Annotated in this window: 23 protein-coding genes and 1 pseudogene; 4 read left to right on the top strand and 20 right to left on the bottom strand. The window is 63.1% G+C overall.

Annotated elements, in window-relative coordinates; genetic code table 11:
* Nucleotides 1-35: 35 nt before the first annotated feature.
* From ACU0DV_RS08340 to ccrA, 3 genes are all read right to left on the bottom strand, one after another.
* Complete coding sequence (locus ACU0DV_RS08340; RefSeq protein WP_446241310.1) at nucleotides 36-716, bottom strand: helix-turn-helix transcriptional regulator; 681 nt, start codon at nucleotides 714-716, stop codon at nucleotides 36-38.
* A complete protein-coding gene (locus ACU0DV_RS08345) occupies nucleotides 703-909 on the bottom strand; it encodes a hypothetical protein (protein ID WP_100927624.1) in 207 nt (68 codons plus the stop codon). The genes ACU0DV_RS08340 and ACU0DV_RS08345 overlap by 14 nt, the downstream gene beginning before the upstream one ends.
* Before the next feature lie 239 nt (nucleotides 910-1148).
* Nucleotides 1149-2435: a crotonyl-CoA carboxylase/reductase gene (ccrA, locus tag ACU0DV_RS08350; protein WP_100927625.1), complete on the bottom strand. Its 1287-nt coding sequence runs from the start codon at nucleotides 2433-2435 to the stop codon at nucleotides 1149-1151.
* A 435-nt stretch (nucleotides 2436-2870) separates the two neighbouring features.
* On the opposite strand from ccrA, the gene ACU0DV_RS08355 reads away from it, so the two are divergent.
* The 3 genes from ACU0DV_RS08355 (at nucleotide 2871) to deoD (ending at nucleotide 6214) form a co-directional block, all read left to right on the top strand.
* Nucleotides 2871-4871: a methylmalonyl-CoA mutase family protein gene (locus ACU0DV_RS08355; RefSeq protein WP_446241311.1), complete on the top strand. Its 2001-nt coding sequence runs from the start codon at nucleotides 2871-2873 to the stop codon at nucleotides 4869-4871.
* Nucleotides 4872-5175: 304 nt separating this feature from the next.
* On the top strand, nucleotides 5176-5484 hold the full coding sequence (locus ACU0DV_RS08360; RefSeq protein WP_100927627.1) for an H-NS histone family protein: 309 nt from the start codon (nucleotides 5176-5178) through the stop codon (nucleotides 5482-5484).
* A gap of 25 nt (nucleotides 5485-5509) precedes the next feature.
* A complete protein-coding gene (deoD, locus tag ACU0DV_RS08365) occupies nucleotides 5510-6214 on the top strand; it encodes a purine-nucleoside phosphorylase (protein ID WP_100927628.1) in 705 nt (234 codons plus the stop codon).
* Between the two features lie 39 nt (nucleotides 6215-6253).
* Here deoD and ACU0DV_RS08370 read toward each other — a convergent pair.
* The 16 genes and pseudogenes from ACU0DV_RS08370 to ACU0DV_RS08445 form a co-directional block, all read right to left on the bottom strand.
* Nucleotides 6254-7163: pseudogene (locus ACU0DV_RS08370) on the bottom strand (urea carboxylase-associated family protein).
* Nucleotides 7160-7903 carry a hypothetical protein gene (locus ACU0DV_RS08375; protein WP_446241312.1) on the bottom strand — a complete coding sequence of 248 codons (744 nt, stop codon included), beginning with the start codon at nucleotides 7901-7903 and terminating at the stop codon, nucleotides 7160-7162. Before ACU0DV_RS08375 ends, ACU0DV_RS08370 begins: the two are co-directional and overlap by 4 nt.
* Entirely contained in the window at nucleotides 7903-8097 is a 195-nt protein-coding gene (locus ACU0DV_RS08380; protein ID WP_370287172.1) for a hypothetical protein, read from the bottom strand. Before ACU0DV_RS08380 ends, ACU0DV_RS08375 begins: the two co-directional genes overlap by 1 nt.
* 95 nt (nucleotides 8098-8192) lie before the next feature.
* On the bottom strand, nucleotides 8193-9635 hold the full coding sequence (locus ACU0DV_RS08385) for a tyrosinase family protein (RefSeq protein WP_446269797.1): 1443 nt from the start codon (nucleotides 9633-9635) through the stop codon (nucleotides 8193-8195).
* A 135-nt stretch (nucleotides 9636-9770) separates the two neighbouring features.
* Nucleotides 9771-9920 (bottom strand): hypothetical protein, encoded by a 150-nt coding sequence (locus tag ACU0DV_RS08390; RefSeq protein ID WP_157814918.1) that lies wholly within the window; start codon nucleotides 9918-9920, stop codon nucleotides 9771-9773.
* Between the two features lie 176 nt (nucleotides 9921-10096).
* Complete coding sequence (locus tag ACU0DV_RS08395) at nucleotides 10097-10297, bottom strand: hypothetical protein (protein ID WP_446241314.1); 201 nt, start codon at nucleotides 10295-10297, stop codon at nucleotides 10097-10099.
* A gap of 284 nt (nucleotides 10298-10581) precedes the next feature.
* Nucleotides 10582-11361 (bottom strand): succinate dehydrogenase iron-sulfur subunit, encoded by a 780-nt coding sequence (locus tag ACU0DV_RS08400; protein ID WP_100927634.1) that lies wholly within the window; start codon nucleotides 11359-11361, stop codon nucleotides 10582-10584.
* A 10-nt stretch (nucleotides 11362-11371) separates the two neighbouring features.
* Nucleotides 11372-11701 carry a hypothetical protein gene (locus ACU0DV_RS08405; protein ID WP_254698337.1) on the bottom strand — a complete coding sequence of 110 codons (330 nt, stop codon included), beginning with the start codon at nucleotides 11699-11701 and terminating at the stop codon, nucleotides 11372-11374.
* A complete protein-coding gene (locus ACU0DV_RS08410; RefSeq protein WP_100927636.1) occupies nucleotides 11689-11994 on the bottom strand; it encodes a hypothetical protein in 306 nt (101 codons plus the stop codon). The genes ACU0DV_RS08405 and ACU0DV_RS08410 overlap by 13 nt, the downstream gene beginning before the upstream one ends.
* The gene (gene sdhA, locus ACU0DV_RS08415; RefSeq protein ID WP_446241315.1) at nucleotides 11994-13796 is read right to left on the bottom strand and encodes a succinate dehydrogenase flavoprotein subunit; all 1803 of its coding nucleotides are present in this window, start codon (nucleotides 13794-13796) and stop codon (nucleotides 11994-11996) included. The genes ACU0DV_RS08410 and sdhA overlap by 1 nt, the downstream gene beginning before the upstream one ends.
* 67 nt (nucleotides 13797-13863) lie before the next feature.
* Nucleotides 13864-14235: a succinate dehydrogenase, hydrophobic membrane anchor protein gene (gene sdhD, locus ACU0DV_RS08420; RefSeq protein WP_283982505.1), complete on the bottom strand. Its 372-nt coding sequence runs from the start codon at nucleotides 14233-14235 to the stop codon at nucleotides 13864-13866.
* A 12-nt stretch (nucleotides 14236-14247) separates the two neighbouring features.
* On the bottom strand, nucleotides 14248-14637 hold the full coding sequence (gene sdhC / locus ACU0DV_RS08425; RefSeq protein WP_100927639.1) for a succinate dehydrogenase, cytochrome b556 subunit: 390 nt from the start codon (nucleotides 14635-14637) through the stop codon (nucleotides 14248-14250).
* A gap of 359 nt (nucleotides 14638-14996) precedes the next feature.
* Nucleotides 14997-16025 carry a MaoC family dehydratase gene (locus ACU0DV_RS08430; RefSeq protein WP_446241316.1) on the bottom strand — a complete coding sequence of 343 codons (1029 nt, stop codon included), beginning with the start codon at nucleotides 16023-16025 and terminating at the stop codon, nucleotides 14997-14999.
* Nucleotides 16025-16228 carry a DUF1737 domain-containing protein gene (locus ACU0DV_RS08435; protein ID WP_446241317.1) on the bottom strand — a complete coding sequence of 68 codons (204 nt, stop codon included), beginning with the start codon at nucleotides 16226-16228 and terminating at the stop codon, nucleotides 16025-16027. Before ACU0DV_RS08435 ends, ACU0DV_RS08430 begins: the two co-directional genes overlap by 1 nt.
* A gap of 4 nt (nucleotides 16229-16232) precedes the next feature.
* Nucleotides 16233-16778 carry an NnrU family protein gene (locus ACU0DV_RS08440; protein WP_446241318.1) on the bottom strand — a complete coding sequence of 182 codons (546 nt, stop codon included), beginning with the start codon at nucleotides 16776-16778 and terminating at the stop codon, nucleotides 16233-16235.
* Nucleotides 16779-16816: 38 nt separating this feature from the next.
* Nucleotides 16817-17665 carry an HpcH/HpaI aldolase/citrate lyase family protein gene (locus ACU0DV_RS08445; RefSeq protein ID WP_446241319.1) on the bottom strand — a complete coding sequence of 283 codons (849 nt, stop codon included), beginning with the start codon at nucleotides 17663-17665 and terminating at the stop codon, nucleotides 16817-16819.
* Nucleotides 17666-17978: 313 nt separating this feature from the next.
* Between ACU0DV_RS08445 and ACU0DV_RS08450 the strand changes: the two genes are divergently transcribed.
* Nucleotides 17979-18293 carry a hypothetical protein gene (locus ACU0DV_RS08450; protein WP_370287164.1) on the top strand — a complete coding sequence of 105 codons (315 nt, stop codon included), beginning with the start codon at nucleotides 17979-17981 and terminating at the stop codon, nucleotides 18291-18293.
* A 46-nt stretch (nucleotides 18294-18339) separates the two neighbouring features.
* On the opposite strand, the gene ACU0DV_RS08455 is transcribed toward ACU0DV_RS08450, so the two are convergent.
* A complete protein-coding gene (locus ACU0DV_RS08455; RefSeq protein ID WP_446241320.1) occupies nucleotides 18340-19092 on the bottom strand; it encodes a sulfite exporter TauE/SafE family protein in 753 nt (250 codons plus the stop codon).
* Nucleotides 19093-19101: the final 9 nt, after the last annotated feature.

Genomic DNA, 19101 nt, shown 5'->3' on the forward strand with positions numbered 1-19101 from the left:
TGCACGGGCGCGAAGGAAACGCGACCTCCCCTTGGTCAGATCACGATCACGCCGCGGCTGAGCGCCCGGGCCACCGCATGCGTCGTGTTCATCGCACCGAGCTTGTGGCGGGCGCTTTCGACGTACACCCGCAGAGTGTGCTCCGAGATGGAGAGCGTGTCGGCAGCCTGGGCCCGGCTGTAGCCGATGGCCAGCAGCGTCATCGCCTCGATCTCCCTCGGGCTGAGGGGCTGCGCCGGTTCGGGCGTGCGCCCCGGCTCGAACTCCAGCGCCTTCGAATTGAAGGAATGCGCGACGAGGATCAGGTCGCGGCGGTTGCCGGTGGTGAAGGCCTCCCATTCGTCGTCGTTGCAGGTGTGGGACATGCTGAACAGGGCGAACTGGCCGTTGGGACCGCGGATCGGGATGGAATACCCCTGATTGCCGATACCGTGGGCAATGGCATCCTCAAGGAAGGCCCTTGCCGATTTGGACGACCAGTCGAGGCGCTTCCAGTTCACCGGGTGGAACCGCTGGTAACACCCCTGAATGACCGGATCGATCCTCAGATATCCTTTCTCGATGTAGTGGTTGACCCATTCCAGGTCGTAGGTGCCGCAGCCGTACTGCTCTCCGGCGCTGTTGACCCAGTGATAGACGATATGATCGACACCATAGTCGTCCCGCAATTCCTCGATCAGGAGCTGGAGATCCTCCAGCCCCTCAGCGGACTCCAAACGTTCGATCAGCCCGTTCAGACGCGGCGCGTTTCGCAAAAAGCCCAAGCCCCTTACCCTCGGCAAGCGACGTCAGTTCCGCCTGAGCGACGAAGGACGCGTCGTCCAGTTGCGCCGCCAGAGACGGCATGCCGTTGGCTCGCGCAAAGGTTTTCAGGTCGGTCAGTACGTCCAAGATCCAGTCATGTCCCATGGCAAGCCTCATCTGCTGGTGGTTAACGTTTGATTAAGACAACTCTACCATGTGCCTAAGCCGTCGGGTATTCACGGAAATTTCCTCCCCAGAAATGGCGAGGGTGCGATCCGGCAAGGCACTGGAATTGCGTTGTCCGCCGCGCAGACAAGAGAACGCCCGCGAACCGTATGCGATTCGCGGGCGTTCCGGATTGGCCCCGGGGTGTCTTGGAAACCCCGAGGATTCGCTGATTGCGCTTACTTGCGCGCGTCGAGGCAATCCTCGATTGTCCGCAGACCGGTCTTCGGCGCCTGCACGAGAACGGCCATGTTGCCGGGCTTGTGCTCGTTGCGCATCATCTTCATGTGCGCGGCCGGGATCTGGTCCCACGGAAAGACTTCGGACATGCAGGGATCAAGCCGGCGCTCGATCATCAGCCGGTTGGCAGAGGCCGCCTGCTTGAGGTTGGCGAAGTGCGAGCCCTGAAGACGCTTCTGGTGCATCCACATGTACCGCACGTCGAAGGTGCAGTTGAAGCCGGAGGTCCCTGCGCAGATCACGACGATGCCGCCCTTCTTCACCACCAGCGTGGATACCGGGAAGGTCGCCTCGCCCGGGTGCTCGAACACCATGTCGACGCTCACACCCTTGCCGGTGATGTCCCAGATCGCCTTGCCGAACTTGCGCGCCTCTTTCAGCCACTCGTTGTATTCCGGCGAGTTGACCGTCGGAAGCTGACCCCAGCAATTGAAGTCCTTGCGGTTGATGACGCCCTTCGCGCCCTGGTCCATCACGAACTGGCGCTTGCTCTCGTCAGAGATCACGCCAATCGCATTGGCGCCCGCGGTGTTGGCCAGCTGGATCGCGTAGGAGCCGAGCCCGCCCGAGGCGCCCCAGACCAGCACGTTCTGGCCGGGCTTGAGCTCGTGCGGGTGGTGGCCGAACAGCATCCGGTAGGCGGTGGCCAGCGTCAGCGTGTAGCAGGCCGCCTCTTCCCAGGTCAGGTGCTTGGGGCGCGGCATGAGCTGCTGGGCCTGCACACGTGTGAACTGCGCAAAGGACCCGTCACCCGTCTCGTAGCCCCAGATCCGCTGGGATGGAGAGAACATCGGATCGCCGCCGTTGCATTCCTCGTCGTCGCCGTCGTCCTGGTTGCAGTGGATCACGACCTCGTCGCCCACCTTCCAGTTCTTCACCTTGTCGCCGACCTTCCACACGATGCCCGAGGCGTCGGAGCCCGCGATGTGGTACTCCTGCTTGTGAACATCAAAGGGGCTGATCGGAACGCCCTTCCCTGCCCAGACGCCGTTGTAGTTCACGCCGGCCGCCATCACGAGCACCAGAACCTCGTGGCTGTCGATCTCCCATGTGTCCACCACTTCGACCTGGAACGACTTGTCGGGATCGCCGTGACGCTCGCGGCGGATGTTCCACGCGTACATCTTCTTCGGAACGTAACCCATCGGGGGCATTTCGCCGATCTCGTAGAGGTCTTTCTCCGGCGCGTCGTACTGAGCGATGCCAGTCTGCTGATCCAGTGCCATGGGGGCCTCCTGTTCTAGGTCCTCGGTCGTTAACGGATGCCGCCTCTGCAGCGCAGAATCGCGGCGTTGGACCATTGGATACGAGTCGCCGCGCAACATTGCAACACCATTTGGCGCAGTTTTGAAATTTTATAACCCAGCAGTCGCAGAAATTCCGATTGCCCGCGCAGAAAGCTGCCGGATCGCGCGGACGCAAAACGGGCAGACGAATGCCTGAGCACTTGGCTTCACCAGACTGGCGGACATCACTTCAAACAGTAGACGCGGATCGTGGCCCGGCGCACAGTTTCCGCGACAGCAGTGCCGCAACGCGGCGAATTGACAGCGACATATTATTTCGCATAACAGAATACAAACGTAACAAGATTGCCCGACAGTTTCACGCCGCGCCTGCGCCAGACCCGCGCCGCGGCAGCGCCCACGAAGGAGGCCCCGATGACCGAGACCGCCAAAAGCGACACACCGAAGAGCGCGCCCGCTCATCAAGCCGACCGCCCGTGGCTGATCCGCACCTACGCCGGCCACTCCACGGCAGAGGCGTCGAACGCGCTCTATCGCTCCAACCTCGCGAAGGGGCAGACCGGGTTGTCGGTGGCCTTCGACCTGCCGACCCAGACCGGCTACGACAGCGATCACATTCTGTCCCGGGGCGAAGTGGGCAAAGTGGGTGTTCCGGTCTGCCACCTCGGCGACATGCGGGCCCTGTTCAAGGACATTCCCCTCGAACAGATGAACACCTCCATGACCATCAACGCGACGGCGCCCTGGCTTCTGGCGCTCTATATCGCGGTGGCGGAGGAACAGGGCGCCGATGTCTCGAAGCTGCAGGGCACCGTGCAGAACGATCTCATCAAGGAATACCTGTCGCGCGGGACCTATATCTGCCCGCCGAAGCCCTCTCTGAAGATGATCGGCGACGTGGCGGAGTACTGCTACAAGCACGTCCCGAAATGGAACCCGATGAACGTCTGCTCCTACCACCTGCAGGAAGCGGGTGCGACGCCGGAACAGGAACTGGCCTTCGCGCTGGCCACCGCCGTCGCGGTGCTGGACGAGTTGAAGGGCCGGATCGCGCCTGAGGATTTCCCGGGCGTCTGCGGGCGGATCTCCTTCTTCGTGAACGCTGGCATCCGTTTCGTCACCGAGATGTGCAAGATGCGCGCCTTTGTCGACCTCTGGGACGAGATCCTGCAGGAGCGCTACGGTGTCGATGACCCCAAGATGCGCCGCTTCCGCTATGGCGTGCAGGTGAACTCGCTCGGGCTGACGGAACAGCAGCCGGAGAACAACGTCTACCGCATCCTGATCGAGATGCTGGCCGTAACCCTGTCGAAACGCGCCCGGGCCCGCGCCGTCCAATTGCCCGCGTGGAACGAGGCGCTCGGCCTGCCGCGCCCCTGGGATCAGCAGTGGTCCATGCGGATGCAGCAGATCCTGGCCTATGAAACCGACCTCCTGGAATACGGCGACCTGTTCGACGGCAACCCGGCGGTGGATGCGAAGGTCGAGGCGCTGAAGGAAGGCGCCCGGGCGGAACTTGCGAACATCGACTCGATGGGGGGCGCGATCAGCGCCATCGAGTATATGAAGGGGCGTCTGGTGGACTCAAACGCCGAACGCCTGAACCGGATCGAGCGCGAAGAAACCATCGTCGTCGGGGTGAACCGCTGGCAGCAGACCGAGCCATCGCCGCTGATGGGCGAGGACGGCGGCATCATGACCGTCGATCCGGCGGTGGAGGAAGACCAGAAGGCGCGCCTCGCCGAATGGCGCAACGAACGTGACGCGGAGGTGGTGAGGAGCGCGCTGGCCAGGCTGCGGTCCGCCGCGCAGAAGGGGGAGAACGTCGTCCCTGCCTCGATCGAATGCGCGAAGGCGGGCGTGACCACCGGCGAATGGGCGGGTGAGATGCGCGCCGTCCACGGCGAATTCCGCGGGCCGACGGGTGTCTCGCGCGCCGTGTCCAACAAGACCGAGGGCCTCGACGATCTGCGCGCCATGGTGGACGCCGTGTCTGACCGTCTGGGCCGTCGTATGCGCTTCCTTGTCGGCAAGCCGGGTCTCGACGGGCATTCGAACGGCGCCGAACAGATCGCCTTCCGCGCACGCGACTGCGGGATGGAAATCGACTACGAGGGCATTCGCCTGACGCCGGAACAGATCGTCACCGCTGCCCAGCAGGGCGCGCATGTGGTCGGCCTGTCGATCCTGTCGGGGTCGCATATTCCCCTGGTCGAGGACGTGATGAACCGGCTTCGGGCTGCGGGACTGGGCGATCTGCCCGTAATTGTCGGCGGCATCATTCCCGAGGAAGACGCAGTGCGTCTCAAGGCGATGGGGGTCGCGCGGGTCTATACTCCAAAGGACTTTGCACTGAACACGATCATGAAAGACATCGTGACACTGGTGGATCCGCAGTCCGTCGCGGCAGAGTAAGTTACGCTGAAAACGTTGACGGCCAAGCCTTGTGCTTGGCCGTTTTTCTTTCTGGATACAGACCCGAGAAAATCAGAATTCTGACCAGACTGCCTCCAGAGAATTGACGCCAATGAGAGGCAATTTCCGAATTTAATTCTGAAATTGTGTCTATTGCCGAATTCCTACCTATAAGTCTATTTCCGGTCATCCCTACTTGTTAACAGTTGGTTTACATTGCATACCCTAACCTCGACTTGCAGTTCATTCACAATAGAATTATGAGCTGCGGGTTACCAACCACCAACGGATAAAGGGCTTGGCTATGAATGTTGATCTGGAGTCTCTTTCCCGTGACGAGTTACAGAAACTGGTTTCCGATGCACAAAAGGCGCTGAGGACTGTCGATGCACGTCGCATGGCAGAAGCCAAACGCGCTGCCGAACAGGCAGCGAAGGAATATGGCTTCTCCCTTGAAGACGTCATGACGGCCGGGCCGAAAGGCTCGAAGAGCGCGCCGAAATACGCCAATCCCGCAGATCCGTCGCAGACCTGGACGGGACGCGGGCGCAAGCCGAACTGGCTGATCGAGGCGCTGAACGAAGGCAAGTCGCTGGAAGATATGGCGCTTTGACTTTCAGGCAACCAGGCGTTTTACAATGACTATCCATATCGGAGCCGCACCGGGCGAGATCGCCGAAACGGTCCTGATGCCCGGCGATCCGCTTCGTGCGGAATGGGCTGCGCAGACCTTTCTTGAAGATGCGCAATGCGTGAACCGTGTGCGCGGCATGCTGGGCTACACCGGCACATGGAAAGGCCATCGCGTCACGATACAAGGGTCGGGCATGGGTATGCCCAGCCTTTCGATCTACGCGAACGAATTGATCCGGGATTATGGTGCGAAAACCTTGATCCGGATCGGTTCCTGCGGGGCGATGCAGAATAGCGTCAAGATTCGCGATGTGATCGTTGCGATGACGGCGTCTACTCTTTCGACCCCTTCACGCGGCATCTTTCGCGAATTGAATTTCGCGCCATGCGCGGATTTCGGCCTATTGGAAAAAGCCGTCTCTGCGGCGCGCGCCAAGGATTGCGGAGTGCATGTCGGAGGCATCTATTCGTCAGACGTTTTCTACGACGAAAGGCCGGATCTGAATGATCAGATGGTTCGCCATGGCATTCTCGGCGTCGAAATGGAAGCGGCGGAACTCTACACTCTGGCGGCCCGGCACGGTGTGCGGGCGCTGGCGGTTCTGACCGTGTCCGATCACCTTCTGACGCATGAGGCGCTGCCGTCCGAAGACCGGGAGCGCAGTTTTGGCGACATGGTCGAAATCGCGCTCGAAGCCGCGTTTTCCTGAAAAGAGAGTCCATCCGGGCCAAGGCGGCCCGGGTGGAGTTCACCGTCCGTGGCTGCGGTCATAGCCATTGGCCGAAGGCGCCACCCATCCATTCAGACTGTTTTCGGCAGGCGCCAGGATTTCGACATCCAGCGGTGCGCAACGGGCCGTGTCGGAACTGTGCTCCGATCCGCAATCCCCTCCCGGGCAAGCGCTGAGAGCGCCGAGCAGATCGATTTCCGCAAAGAATGTCAGGGAATCCCCGGGGCGCACGGGTGACGCCTTCATGAAATACTGCCCGGTGTCGCGGGTGAAGCCCGTGCACATGAAGACATTCAGGACATCGTGGACGTGACGTTCCGCCTCTACCAGTGGCAAATCACGGGCATCGGCCAATGCACGTGTCAGGCGGGGCCTATCATCATTGCTGTCATTCCAACCTGACACGGGCATCGGCCAATGCACGTGTCAGGTTGGAATGACAGCAATGATGATAGGCCCCGCCTGACAGCAGCGCATGGGTGTAGGGGTCGCACCGCGTGCCGATTACGTCATGGACCGACCCGCCGAATGCGTCGATGCCGTACCAGTCCAGCGTGTCCGCGACGATGGTCGCCATGGGCCGCAGATAGGGCAGCACGGACCAGAGCCGGTCGCCCGTCGAGACGTGCGTGCCGTGCAGCGCCCGCGTCTTGCCCGAGAAGAACCGCTCGCCGAGATCGTTGGCGTTCCACAGGTTCAGGTCACCGACCTGCGGGGCCTCGGGGCACGTGATGCGAAAGAAATGGCCGGCGGGCACCTCGAACGCGCAGGCGTCGCGCGGCGGGGCGGTGACACGGTGCGTCACCCGCGCAGATCCCAAGGCAGCCGTGTAAAGCGCAAGGTCCGGCTGTGGCAGCGTGTCTGTCGGGTAACATATGACCGGAGGAACGGCGCGGCGCGCCTCGGCATCTTCGGGAGCGTTCATCATGTACCCTCGGTTTCGTGGCGCCTGACCCACTTTCGAACGTAGTCGGACGGCTCTCCGGGTTTGGTTCGGGAGGCGGCTTCGCGTTCCGCTGTCTCCTCCGGTGTCTCGGCGCGGATGTCGGCGTGCGGCGGGGCCAGCCGGCGCTCGAACGGCACAACCTGCACCATGGGCGTGCCGGCTGGCAAAAGGACCTGCTCCTCGGCGGCGGTCCAGCGGAAGGGAATGTCGACCGGTTTGTGCAACACGTCGCAGTCGACAACTGCGTCGAAGATGCGGAAGGGCAGCTCGAAATGATTGAGCGGGTGCAGGAAGGCCGCGGACCAGCCCGGCGGCAGCTTGACCCGCCACGGATTCACGAACTTCAGCGGCAAGACGTTCCGGAAAGGCGGTTTGTCTGCGCCGATCTGCGCCGGGTTCATCAGCTCGACCGGGGCGAAGGGCACGTTCTCCGGCCACTGGAAGATGAGCCGCCCGTCCTCGTCGCGTCCGACGCCAAGGTCGAAGGGCGTCGGCAGCACCCAACCCAGGGCAAAGGCATCATGCACGGGTAGGCAGGCGCTCATGGTCTTCCAAGGCAGCCCATCGGCGCCCGGCATCTCCAGCTCCATCGGCAGCTTGCGGAACCAGTCGGGGACGTGTTGCGCTGCGGGGGTCGGGAACGGGATGTGGCCCGCCAGCTCCGGCGGACAGACGAAGGACAATTCCGTCGGTTCGACCGTCTCGGTCTCTGGACTGGTCATCAGGCGCGTCCTTGGCGATAGCAGGTCTGCGGGCGCTGTCCCCGCGGCAGGCTCACCGTGGCGCCACAGTGCACGCATGTCCAGCGCACGTCATCCGTTTCACGGAATTCACGCCAGCGGCACAGACGCGTCTCTGGCCGGTTGAAGATCAGCAGCAGGACAAACGCGACGACAAGCAGGATCGGGACGAACATGCCCTGCCCTACCGCGGAACGCAGCCGTTTGGAAGTATTTGAGCTGTTGGCGGGCAGGCCCGGTCATCGGCCTGCCCGGGGTGCGCCGTCCCTGTCTATTCCTCGACGAAACGGATGTCGCCGACGAGCGGCTCCGCGTCTTCGACGGGCGTCCCAGCCGGGGCGAAGGTGACCTGCGGCGCGGGCAATCCGTCCGTGGCTTCGGCCGTCAGGACCGCCATGTGATCCGTCACGTCGAAGGCAAAGACGGCGTCGGTCTTTTCCGCCTCCTCCACCGAAGCGGTGGCGTTGAAGAAGTGGATCTGGCCCACAAGCCATTCTTCCCGCTGCTCCCGGGCCACCTCCGGTCCACCGAGGTACACGTCGTAGACGACGCCCGGCTGGACCTCTGTCGCGAGCGATCCGATGACAAGGTACAGCCGCGTGTCGGACGGCCCTCCGAGCGCGAGGCTCTGCTCTGGCGCGGCGACGCGGGCGGTGACGGGTTCCGCCCCCAGCTTGACGGGCCCGGTGTCGACACTTGCGGTCAGGGGCACGTCCTCCGCCGCGGCCAGGACCATCGGAGCGCTTTCGATCAGCTTGTCGCGTTCCACCATGGCAGTCAGCGGCGCAGGCGCCGGGATCAGGTCCTGGTAGCCGTAGCCCAGCTCCTCCGTCGTCGTTACGCTGCCTGACGGCACAGACACCAGTTGGTTTTCGACCGGATCGTAGAACTGGAATTCCTGGTCGGTCCACGCGGCATCCGTCGGGTTCGCGTTGCCCGCCGCGTTCCAGCTTGCCCAGCAGCGGTCGATCTGTGCGTGGTGCACCCAGAACACCGGGTCATTGGCGGCGGTCGGCACGTTGCCCATGTTGGTGGTCGTGCCGACCATGACATGCACCGCGCCGTGCGGGTTGTTGTCCAGCGTCCGGTTGAACCCGATCTGCCCGAGGTAGGCCGTGCGCGACATGAATGCGAGTGACAGGCCGTTCATCACGGCGGTTCCATCGTTGATGCCCGGGTTGCGGTCGGCGACGAACAGGGGCGACGCGGGATCGCGGAACTCTTCGGGAATGGCGAGGCTCGCCGGGTCGGTGTAGTTCCAGTAGGGCAGCGTGAAATCGTCCTCGCCAGACACCTGCCGCACGATCTTTTCGAGGTAGAGGACGTACATCCTGTGCCACGGGACGAAGAAATCGGCCTGGCTCGCCCAGGTGATGTGACCGCGGCAAGTGTTCCACATCGCCTCAGCCGCCATCTTCTCGGGCGAGACATCCGGTCCGTAGATCCGGTCGATCGCCGCTGCCTTCTGCTCATCCATCCAATGGGTGAAGAACTGGAATTGCCACGAGGTCGGGTCGGACGGCTCCCGCGTTTTCATCTGGCCCACGGCGCTGGCGTAGATGCCAAGCATCTCCTTGCCCTCGGGCGAGGCCGCGTCGTAGCGCGTCCGCATGTATTCGGCGCGCGCGCCGTGCATCCATGTGGCAAGGGGAACGGTTGTTGCGAAAAGCCCTGCGGATCCGAGCGACAAGGCCCGTCTGCGTGTCATCGTCATTGTAAATGCCTCCCTGAAAATAGGTGAGGCGATCATGCCACGACTCGCGGAAAAACTCAACGCAAGGGTGTATTCACCCTTTACGTCACGCGCAAAGGTTAGCTCCGCGCGTGACGCCTGGCCGAATGTGTCATGTCAGCTTGCCAGCGGCAGGTCTTCGTAGTCCGGGGTCAGCGCGACGATGCGCTTTTCGGGCATGTAGTAGGACCATGCCTCGTCCAGAACGGCCAGCGCGGCTTGTGCCTTGGTGGGTTGCTGTTCTTTCAGGGGGCGGACGTTCGCCATGGGAATGACCTTTCTTGTCGTGGTTCCTCCCGTGCCGCCCAGATACGCCTTCTGCACCGCAGCGACATCCCCCCTTTGGTCAAACACGCCATGCACAGAGGTCATGGCCTTGATGGGGAACGAAAAAGGGTGCCGCAGGGGCACCCTCATGGTTTTCCGAACGTGAGGCCGGAGTTCTAGTCACGACCCAAGGCAAACCGCATCGCCGATTTCGGACAGTCGTCGAAACGCGCCGGTCCCGGGTGCGGAACCCGTCGCGACTCCGGTTTCAGGCGAACGAAACGGTCGTCGCGCGCCGTGCCCTCACGGGCGTCGGTCTGCTTGTCTTGCGTGTTGTCTTGATGGCCCCCGGAGAGGCCGTCGCGGATCATGTCCATCGATTCTCTCCCTTCCAGATATCGCATTTACTATAACATCTTTAGCGGGTCGGGTCATGACTCAAGTCAACCTGGCTTGGCTCTTCGACCATATCAGGCACAAATTTTCGGTGCATCGGGCACGTCCCCGTTCAAGCGAACTTACCTGAAACCCGGCGCCGCTTTCCCGGTCTTTGAACCTGTGCAGCGTCGGACGGCCCCTGCCAAACCGCGACACGGCACGAATAAGCCCGGACCAGCACTTCAGGCTGCTCCGGGCTGTTGTGCCTGCAGAAAGTCGGTCGTCAGACCGCGCGTTCCAGCATCATCTTCTTGATCTCGGCGATGGCCTTCGCCGGGTTCAGACCTTTCGGGCAGGTCTTGGTGCAGTTCATGATGGTGTGGCAGCGGTACAGCTTGAAGGGGTCCTCAAGCTGGTCCAGACGCTCGCCCGTGGCCTCATCGCGGGAGTCGATAATCCAGCGATAGGCATGCAGCAGCGCTGCGGGGCCGAGGTACTTGTCGCCGTTCCACCAGTAGGACGGGCATGCCGTGGAGCAAGACGCGCACATCACGCACTCATAGAGGCCGTCGAGTTTCTTGCGGTCCTCGATGGACTGCCTCCACTCCTTCGCCGGGCGGTTGGTCTTCGTCTCCAGCCACGGCATGATCGATGCGTGCTGCGCGTAGAAGTGCGTCAGGTCGGGGATCAGGTCCTTTACCACCGGCATGTGCGGCAGCGGGTAGATCTTCACCTCGCCGTCGATCTCGTCGAGACCGTAGATGCAGGCCAGCGTGTTGATCCCGTCGATGTTCATCGCGCAGGACCCGCAGATGCCTTCGCGACAGGAGCGGCGGAAGGTCAGCGTCGGATCGACCTCGTTCTTGATCTTGATGAGTGCGTCCAGAACCATCGGGCCGCATTCGTCCATGTTCAGGAAGTAGGTGTCGACGCGCGGGTTCTCCCCGTCGTCGGGGTTCCAGCGGTAGATCTTGAACGCCCGGACGTTGGTCGCCCCTTCCGGCTTCGGCCAGGTCTTGCCGGTGCGGATCTTGGAGTTCTTGGGGAGCGTGAATTGAACCATCTCTCTCTCCTTATCGAAGCAGGGCTGGCAGGCCTTTGGTCGCCAGGCAGGTTACGGTCTCGGGTTTCGAGACGATCTGGGTGACGATCTGGACCGAGCTTTCGGTCGGGCCGCCGACGGTATCGGCCGCCAGCGCGTAGATCTGCGCTGCCTCGGCATTGTCGATCACGCAATCGATGGCGGGCTGCACGGGCACCCCGGGGAAGCGGTTGACGACCACACGGGAGACGGTCGAACGCGCGGCTTCACGTGCCACGGCGTCCTGCGCCTGCGGCGTGCACGCACCAAGCGCCACGGCCAGAGACAGCCCTGCGGCGGCCTTGAACATCAGTTGAGACAATAGAGCGTTCCCCGGTACATTTTCGGTGCGCCCGGCGGGCAGGTTGCGGTGATCCGCGCCCGGTTGCGGTGCGGCGACGGGATGTAGCCCGCATATCCGCCGCTGTACCGCGCAAGGCACGAATCGTAGGCGGCCTGGTATTCAGCGGCATATCCGCTCTTGGCCCCGGAGAACCCCACGCCGTTTGCGTATGCCTGGCAATCCTGAACTGCGGTGCCCTGACCGTATCCGTTGGCCAGAGCGGGCGCCGCGAGGGCCGTGAAAGCCGCGGTGTAGATTGCCAGGTGTCGCATCAGAATGTCCTCGCCTTTGGTGCGATTTTCTTGAGGCTGATGCCACCTTCGTCCTCGGCGGTCAGCGGATCAACAATCACAGGACGGTAGGACAGATCGACGGCGTTTCCAGAAACGCGCGCCACGGTGTGCACGCGCCAGTTTTCGTCGTCACGCTCGGCGAAGTCCTCATGCGCATGGGCGCCGCGCGATTCCTTGCGGGCCTCCGCACCGACGATGGTCGCCAATGCGTTGGGCATGAGGTTGGTCAGCTCCAGCGTCTCCATCAGGTCGGAGTTCCAGATCAGCGACGTGTCGGTCACCCGCAGGTCGTCGATCTTGCCGGCGATGGCGGTCATCTTCTCGACGCCTTCCTCGAGCGTCTTGGAGGTGCGGAACACCGCGGCGTCGGCTTGCATGGTCTTCTGCATTTCCAGACGCAGCTCGGCGGTCGACGTGCCGCCCTGCGCGTAACGCAGGCCATCGAAGCGGTCGAACGCCTTGTCGATCTGTGCCTTCGGCGCCGTGGGGATTGCCGCGTCGCGATCAACCACCTTGCCGGCACGGATCGCCGCCGCACGTCCGAAGACCACAAGGTCGATCAGCGAGTTGGAGCCGAGACGGTTGGCGCCGTGCACCGAGGCGCAGCCTGCCTCGCCCACGGCCATCAGGCCCGGAACCACGGCGGTCGGGTTCTCTTCGGTCGGGTTCAGCACTTCGCCCCAGTAGTTGGTCGGAATGCCGCCCATGTTGTAGTGCACCGTCGGCAGAACCGGGATCGGCTCTTTCGTGACGTCGACACCGGCAAAGATCTTGGCGGATTCAGAGATGCCCGGCAGACGCTCGGCCAGCGCCTCTGCGGGCAGGTGGCTGAGGTTCAGGTGGATGTGGTCGCCGTCCTTGCCAACGCCCCGGCCCTCGCGGATCTCCATGGTCATGGAGCGGGAGACGTAATCGCGCGGCGCAAGGTCCTTGTAGGTCGGTGCATAGCGCTCCATGAAGCGCTCGCCCTCGGAGTTGGTCAGGTAGCCGCCCTCGCCGCGCGCACCCTCGGTGATCAGGCAGCCAGAGCCGTAGATGCCGGTGGGGTGGAACTGGACGAACTCCATATCCTGCAGCGGCAGGCCCGCGCGGGCCACCATGCCGCCGCCATCACCCGTGCAGGTGTGTGCGGAGGTGGCGGAGAAGTAGGCCCGGCCATAGCCGCCGGTGGCCAGCACGACCATCTTCGCGTTGAAGACGTGGAAGGTGCCGTCGTCCAGTTTCCAGGTCAGGACGCCGGTGCAGACGCCGTCCTCCATCAGGAGGTCGATGGCGAAGTACTCGACGTAGAATTCCGCGTTGTTCTTGACCGACTGGCCATAGAGCGTGTGCAGGATCGCATGGCCGGTCCGGTCGGCGGCGGCACAGGTGCGCTGCACCGGCGGGCCTTCACCGAACTCGGTGGTGTGGCCGCCGAAGGGACGCTGATAGATCTTGCCCTCTTCGGTGCGCGAGAACGGGACGCCGTAGTGCTCAAGCTCGTAGACCGCCTTCGGCGCCTCGCGGGCGAGGTATTCCATGGCGTCGGTGTCGCCCAGCCAGTCGGAGCCCTTCACCGTGTCGTACATGTGCCACTGCCAGTTGTCGGGGCCCATGTTGGACAGCGACGCGGCGATGCCGCCCTGTGCGGCGACGGTGTGAGAGCGGGTCGGGAAGACCTTGGTCACGCAGGCGGTTTTCAGCCCCTGCTCTGCCATGCCCAGCGTGGCGCGCAGCCCGGCGCCGCCGGCCCCCACGACAACGACGTCATAATCGTGCGTCTCGTATTCGTATGCAGCCATGTGTCAGCCTCGTGTCTTTGGCGCGCGTCCAGACCCGCAAGGGGCCGTCGCACCGCCCGAAAAGTCGTTAGAGCGCCAGTTTGACCAGCGCGAACAGCCCCGCCGCGATCAGCACGTAGGAGAATGCCGTCACCGCAACTGCCAGCAGCTTGCCGGTGGTGCCGTGCACATAGTCCTCGATCGCTTCCTGCACTTCGCCGTTGAAGTGGATCACGCCGACCACCAACATGAGGGCGGTGATGATCGCGGGGAACGGACGGGAAAAGAACGCCTGCACGTCCTCGAAGCTGCCGCCGAAACCGACGCCGAAGCTGAAGACGAAGAGCGGCACCAGCACGACAAGCGCCATGGAGGTCACCAGCATCCGCTTGTGGAACTGCGTCCCGGTGCGGCCCGACCCGAGACCCTGCGCGCGTTTGCGATCCGTGAGATATTGCATGACCGTTCCTCCTCAGACCACGATTGCGGTAAAGATCGCCATGACGCTGGCACCGATGAACATGATCCAGCCCATCATTTCGGAGGGCTCCAACTCGACCATGTAGCCCAGGTCCCAGATCACGTGACGGAGGCGGCCGAGCATGTGGTACCAGATGGCCCAGCTTGCCAGCAGCATGAGGATGTCACCGATGAAGCTGGTCAGGATGCCGTTCACCACGGCGTAGGCATCCGGAGAGGTGGCGGCGCAGAGCAGCCAGAGAACCAGCAGAGCTGCGGTACCGAGCGAGGCGATGCCGGTGATGCGCACCATGATCGACGAGATGGATGTCATCTGCGGGCGGTAGTACTGCCCGATCATGAAGGGCGATAGCGGGCGGTTGCCCCGGTTCACGTCGGCCATGGTCATGTCCTTGCGTTGAATTCCGTTGCCCCCCGTTTTAGTGGGTTTTGCTGCGCTGTCACGTGGGCTGCACTCTGCAAACCGCGGTTTTTTGGCACAAATAGGCGGATTTTTCAGTTTTGTGATCACGGCCCGCAAGGGTGTGATCACAGTTTGGGCGGTAACGGCGCCGCGGTGCGGCGCCGGCGATACACATGTCGCGATCATGAGAGATTCGGTCGGGAAAGGGCGCCGGGGCGTTCTGCCGCTTCCCCGATCTTCGATGAGGCACGGTGACTTACCAGCGCTTTTTCAGGTGATCCGGGCGGCGTGGCCCTGCGCCCTCGCGGCGAACAGAGCCGGCCCACGATCCGACGGCCTCAGACCGGCATCAACGCCCAGTAATCCAGATCGAGCAGAACGTCGGGCAGGTATTTACCGTCGGGCCCCTTGAGCTCGAACGGATTGCCGCCCTTGGTCGCCACCAGCCTCAGACGGATCGCTCCGACACCCGGCGCCGAGGTCTCGGCCTTGTCCAGCACTTCGGACCACGCCTTGACCGTGTTCCCTGCAAGACAGGGATTGGCATGTGCGCCGCCGTTCAGTCCGACGATCATCTGCGCATTGGCGAGCCCGTTGAAAGACAGAGCCCGCGCCATGGAGATCACGTGGCCGCCGTAGATCAGGCGCTGGTCCGGGCGGGCCGTCACGTCAAAGTGCACCTTGGACGTGTTCTGCCACAGCCGCGTCGCCATCATGTGCTCGGCTTCCTCGATCGTCACGCCGTCGACGTGGTCGATCTTTTCACCGATCTCGTAATCGCCAAGCCGGTGCGGTTCGCCCGCCAGGGTGTAATCGTACTTGGTGAAATCCAATCCATCCGGGATCACAAGGTCCGCGGGATCCAGCACGGATTTCAGATCCGGCAGATCCGCCTCAGGTGCGGGGGCATCGAGGTCGCGCTTTCTCAGCATGACCCAGCGCTTGTACTCCATCACGCACTCGTCGCGCTGGTTGAAGCCTTTGGAATGCACATAGACCACCCCGGTCCGGCCATTGGAGTTCTGCTTCAGACCGATCACTTCCGACGAGGCGCGGAGCGTGTCGCCCGGCCAGACCGGCTTCAGCCACCGCCCTTCCGCATAGCCGAGGTTCGCGACGGCATTCAGCGAGACATCCGGCACCGTCTTGCCGAAGACGATGTGGAACGCCGCCAGATCGTCGAGCGGACCACCGGCCAGGCCACAGGCCTTCGCGAACTCGTCGGAGGAATAGAGCGCGTGCCGCATGGGGTAGAGCGCATGATAAAGCGCCCGCTCACCGCCCGACACCGTGCGCGGCACGGCGTGGTCGATGACCTGCCCGACCTCGTAATCCTCGAAGAAGCGCCCGGGGTTGGTCTTCTGCATCAGTACTCCCCCAGCTTGATGTCGGGGGTGTAGGTGCCGTCCACCTCCTTCACGACTGCCTGGCCGCAGCGCATGACGCCATTGGCCGCGTCAAAGGCATAGGTAGGAGTGCCGTACAGTTCCCAGCCGGCATTCAGCGCGGCCGTGACCTTGTGACAGAAGGCCGAGGTGTCGTCCTCGGACAAGAAGCGATAGAGTTTCATGAGTTTACCCGAATGCAGGTGGGCCGATCAGCCCGTGGACATAACCGATCACCACGAGCAGCACGAGAGAGATCGCCAGGAACATGGCGTCCTTCGCGATGCTGCCTTTGGCCGGGGCGACCCAGCCGGGCTCGGCACGGTTGATGACGATCATCTCGACGATGGCCCAGAGGCCCAGACCGCCGAACAGCACGAAGGACGGCACGTCGCCATTCACCAGAAGGTGCGCCAGCGTCCAGAGCAGGAACCCCGTGAGCATCGGATGGCGCATCTTGTAGAGCAGCGCGCCTTTCTTCGGCCCCGGCGAAGTCAGGTAGAGCGCGAAGAGCATGATGAGGTTGTTGATCCCGACCGTCGCCGGGTGACGCCCCCAAAAGAAGGCGCCATCTGCCATACGGTAGCCGAAGATCATCAGCAGGATGGACACGACCAGCGCCAGCGCGACGACGCCCTTGCCCATGTCGCCCATCGGTTCGCGCACACCCGGTGCTATGCGTTTGAAGAGGTGCGCGGCCCACCAGAGCGCGACACCTAGAATCAGCAGAAGCATGGCTCAGTTCCTCATCCTGGTCGGTGCGCACCCTGCCCTTATCCTGCAAGCGCAGCAATGGCCTCCGCCTTTGCGAGGGTCTTCTTCGCGGTCTCGACGTGCAGGTTCTCGACGATCTTGCCGTCGACCACCGCGACGCCCTGCCCCTGTGCCTTGGCCTCTTCGTAGGCTTCGATCTGGCGGCGGGCGAGGTCGATCTCCTTCTCGTCAGGCGCGAAGGCGGCATTGGTGATGTCGACCTGTGCGGGATGGATCAGCGTCTTGCCGTCCATGCCCAAGTCACGGCCCTGCGCACATTCGGCCGCCAGTCCCTCGTCGTCCTTGAAGGCGTTGTAGACGCCGTCGACAATGACCTTCCCGAATGCCTTCGCCGCCAGCACGCAAAGCCCCAACCCGGTGATCATCGGCAAGCGGTCGGCGCGGAAGCGCGCGTTGAGTTCCTTGGCAAGGTCGTTGGTGCCCATGACCATGCCCTGCAGCCGGGGATGCGCGCCGATGTCCCTGGCATTCAGCATGCCCATGGGCGTTTCCATCATAGCCCAAAGGGGTTTGTCGGTGATCTCCGCGAGGCGGTCGAGTTGCGACGTCGTTTCCACCTTGGGCAGGAGGATGGCGTCGCAGTCCATTGCGGCCGCCGCTTTTGCGTCGTCCAGACCCCACTCGGTGTCGAGCCCGTTGATGCGCACGATCCGGGTGCGCTGGCCGTAGGACGTTTTCAGAGCCTCGGCGAGCGTGGCGCGGGCGGCCGGCTTCTCCTCCGGCGCGACGGCGTCCTCGAGGTCGAAGATGATCGCGTCGACCGGCATCGAACGCGCCTTTTCGAGCGCGCGCTCCTTGGAGGCGGGAATGTAGAGGACGGACCGAAACGGTCGGGTCGCCATGTCCATTTGAGTCTCCTTGCGCAACTTTATTGCGCAGGGATGCACATTTTTTGCCGGAACGTTCAAGGGGAAATTCGCTGCGTCGCAGAATACGTCGTTTCTTTGGGCGGTCCTGCCAGCCATTTCGATTGCATTTGAGCCAGCGCACGCAGCGTTAACCGGATTTAAGCCGCTCGGGGCGGAGGATGTTCGCAGGTCGTTCCAATGCGACAGCGAATGATCGAGGGGGCGCTTCCGGACAGGGTTGGCGCCCGGGAACCGAGAGGACTCACGAAGCGTTCTCCGTGTGACGGAGCGCAAGAGCCGAAAGGTGAAGACGATGATTACGACGAAACTGGGACTGCTCTCCGCCGGATTCATTCTGGGCGCAGCGTCCCTCGTGGAGGCGCAACAGCTTCAGAACTGCGCTCCGCGGGAGAAGGTGGTGGAGCGCCTTGCTGACAAGTATGGCGAAACCCGCCAGAGCATGGGGCTCGGCTCCAACAACGCCGTGATGGAGGTGTTCGCATCGGTCGAAAGCGGGTCGTGGACGATCACCGTCACCATGTCCAACGGCATCACCTGCCTCGTGGCCTCCGGTCAGGCGTTCGAGGAACTGGCAGAGGTTCTCCCGCCCAAGGGAGACGATGCATGAACTGAACCGGGCACGATCCTGAACAATCGTGCCCGTGTCGTGGACGTCAGGTCAGCGCGTCCCAGATCAGCTTTGCCCCGGTCAGCGTCAGCGCGACATAGGTGATCCCGAAGAACACGCGCTCTGGCAGCATGTGATGGGCGCGGATGCCGAACCATGTGCCGAGCACGGCAAAGGGCACGAGGATCAGGTCCAGCATCAGCGTCTCGTGCGTGAAGATGCCCATGAAGGCATAGAAGACCGACTTGAAAAGGTTCACGGCCCAGAAGACCAGCACGGTCGTGGCCTGGTAGGACGTCTTCGACATCCCCTGCCCCAGCATGTAGACCGCAGCCGCCGGCCCCCCGGCATGGCTGACAAAACTCGTGAACCCCAGAACGACGCCCGAAGCGACGCCGGTCTTTGGACCGAAGCGCATCCCCAGCCGGATCAGGCCCACCGCCCGGGCCGCCTGCCAGCCGACGAACAGCAGCGCCACCATGCCGATCAGGAACCGGATGGCGTCCGGGTCGGTCCACGCCCAGAACAGCGCCCCCAGGATCGTGCCCGGGATCGAGCCCACCAGCAGGATCTTCGACACCTCCCAGTCCCACTTCTTCCAGTAGGCCCAGAGGCTGGTGGCATCCATCATCATCAGCAGCGGCAACATCAGGCCAACTGCCACATGCGGCGGCAGCACCAGCGCCAGAATCGAGCTGCTCGCGAAAGCGACCCCGGAGCCGAAGCCGCCCTTGGAAATGCCTGCGAAAATGACCGCGGGGAGACAGAAAGCGATGACGGTCCAACTGACCAGTTCCACGCCACACTC

Source organism: Sagittula sp., assembly GCF_052825245.1.

What these genes read in the sequence shown, in the direction of transcription:
- ACU0DV_RS08435 (WP_446241317.1), bottom strand. Translation starts at nt 16,228, where the DNA reads ATGAAACTCTATCGCTTCTTGTCCGAGGACGACACCTCGGCCTTCTGT.
- ACU0DV_RS08355 (WP_446241311.1), top strand. Translation starts at nt 2,871, where the DNA reads ATGACCGAGACCGCCAAAAGCGACACACCGAAGAGCGCGCCCGCTCAT.
- sdhD (WP_283982505.1), bottom strand. Translation starts at nt 14,235, where the DNA reads ATGCAATATCTCACGGATCGCAAACGCGCGCAGGGTCTCGGGTCGGGC.
- ACU0DV_RS08400 (WP_100927634.1), bottom strand. Translation starts at nt 11,361, where the DNA reads ATGGTTCAATTCACGCTCCCCAAGAACTCCAAGATCCGCACCGGCAAG.
- ACU0DV_RS08410 (WP_100927636.1), bottom strand. Translation starts at nt 11,994, where the DNA reads ATGCGACACCTGGCAATCTACACCGCGGCTTTCACGGCCCTCGCGGCG.
- ACU0DV_RS08395 (WP_446241314.1), bottom strand. Translation starts at nt 10,297, where the DNA reads ATGGACATGATCCGCGACGGCCTCTCCGGGGGCCATCAAGACAACACG.
- ACU0DV_RS08345 (WP_100927624.1), bottom strand. Translation starts at nt 909, where the DNA reads ATGGGACATGACTGGATCTTGGACGTACTGACCGACCTGAAAACCTTT.
- ACU0DV_RS08390 (WP_157814918.1), bottom strand. Translation starts at nt 9,920, where the DNA reads ATGGCGAACGTCCGCCCCCTGAAAGAACAGCAACCCACCAAGGCACAA.
- ACU0DV_RS08440 (WP_446241318.1), bottom strand. Translation starts at nt 16,778, where the DNA reads ATGCTTCTGCTGATTCTAGGTGTCGCGCTCTGGTGGGCCGCGCACCTC.
- ACU0DV_RS08450 (WP_370287164.1), top strand. Translation starts at nt 17,979, where the DNA reads ATGATTACGACGAAACTGGGACTGCTCTCCGCCGGATTCATTCTGGGC.
- ccrA (WP_100927625.1), bottom strand. Translation starts at nt 2,435, where the DNA reads ATGGCACTGGATCAGCAGACTGGCATCGCTCAGTACGACGCGCCGGAG.
- ACU0DV_RS08380 (WP_370287172.1), bottom strand. Translation starts at nt 8,097, where the DNA reads ATGTTCGTCCCGATCCTGCTTGTCGTCGCGTTTGTCCTGCTGCTGATC.
- sdhC (WP_100927639.1), bottom strand. Translation starts at nt 14,637, where the DNA reads ATGGCCGACGTGAACCGGGGCAACCGCCCGCTATCGCCCTTCATGATC.
- ACU0DV_RS08430 (WP_446241316.1), bottom strand. Translation starts at nt 16,025, where the DNA reads ATGCAGAAGACCAACCCCGGGCGCTTCTTCGAGGATTACGAGGTCGGG.
- deoD (WP_100927628.1), top strand. Translation starts at nt 5,510, where the DNA reads ATGACTATCCATATCGGAGCCGCACCGGGCGAGATCGCCGAAACGGTC.
- ACU0DV_RS08360 (WP_100927627.1), top strand. Translation starts at nt 5,176, where the DNA reads ATGAATGTTGATCTGGAGTCTCTTTCCCGTGACGAGTTACAGAAACTG.
- sdhA (WP_446241315.1), bottom strand. Translation starts at nt 13,796, where the DNA reads ATGGCTGCATACGAATACGAGACGCACGATTATGACGTCGTTGTCGTG.
- ACU0DV_RS08375 (WP_446241312.1), bottom strand. Translation starts at nt 7,903, where the DNA reads ATGACCAGTCCAGAGACCGAGACGGTCGAACCGACGGAATTGTCCTTC.
- ACU0DV_RS08445 (WP_446241319.1), bottom strand. Translation starts at nt 17,665, where the DNA reads ATGGACATGGCGACCCGACCGTTTCGGTCCGTCCTCTACATTCCCGCC.
- ACU0DV_RS08385 (WP_446269797.1), bottom strand. Translation starts at nt 9,635, where the DNA reads ATGACGATGACACGCAGACGGGCCTTGTCGCTCGGATCCGCAGGGCTT.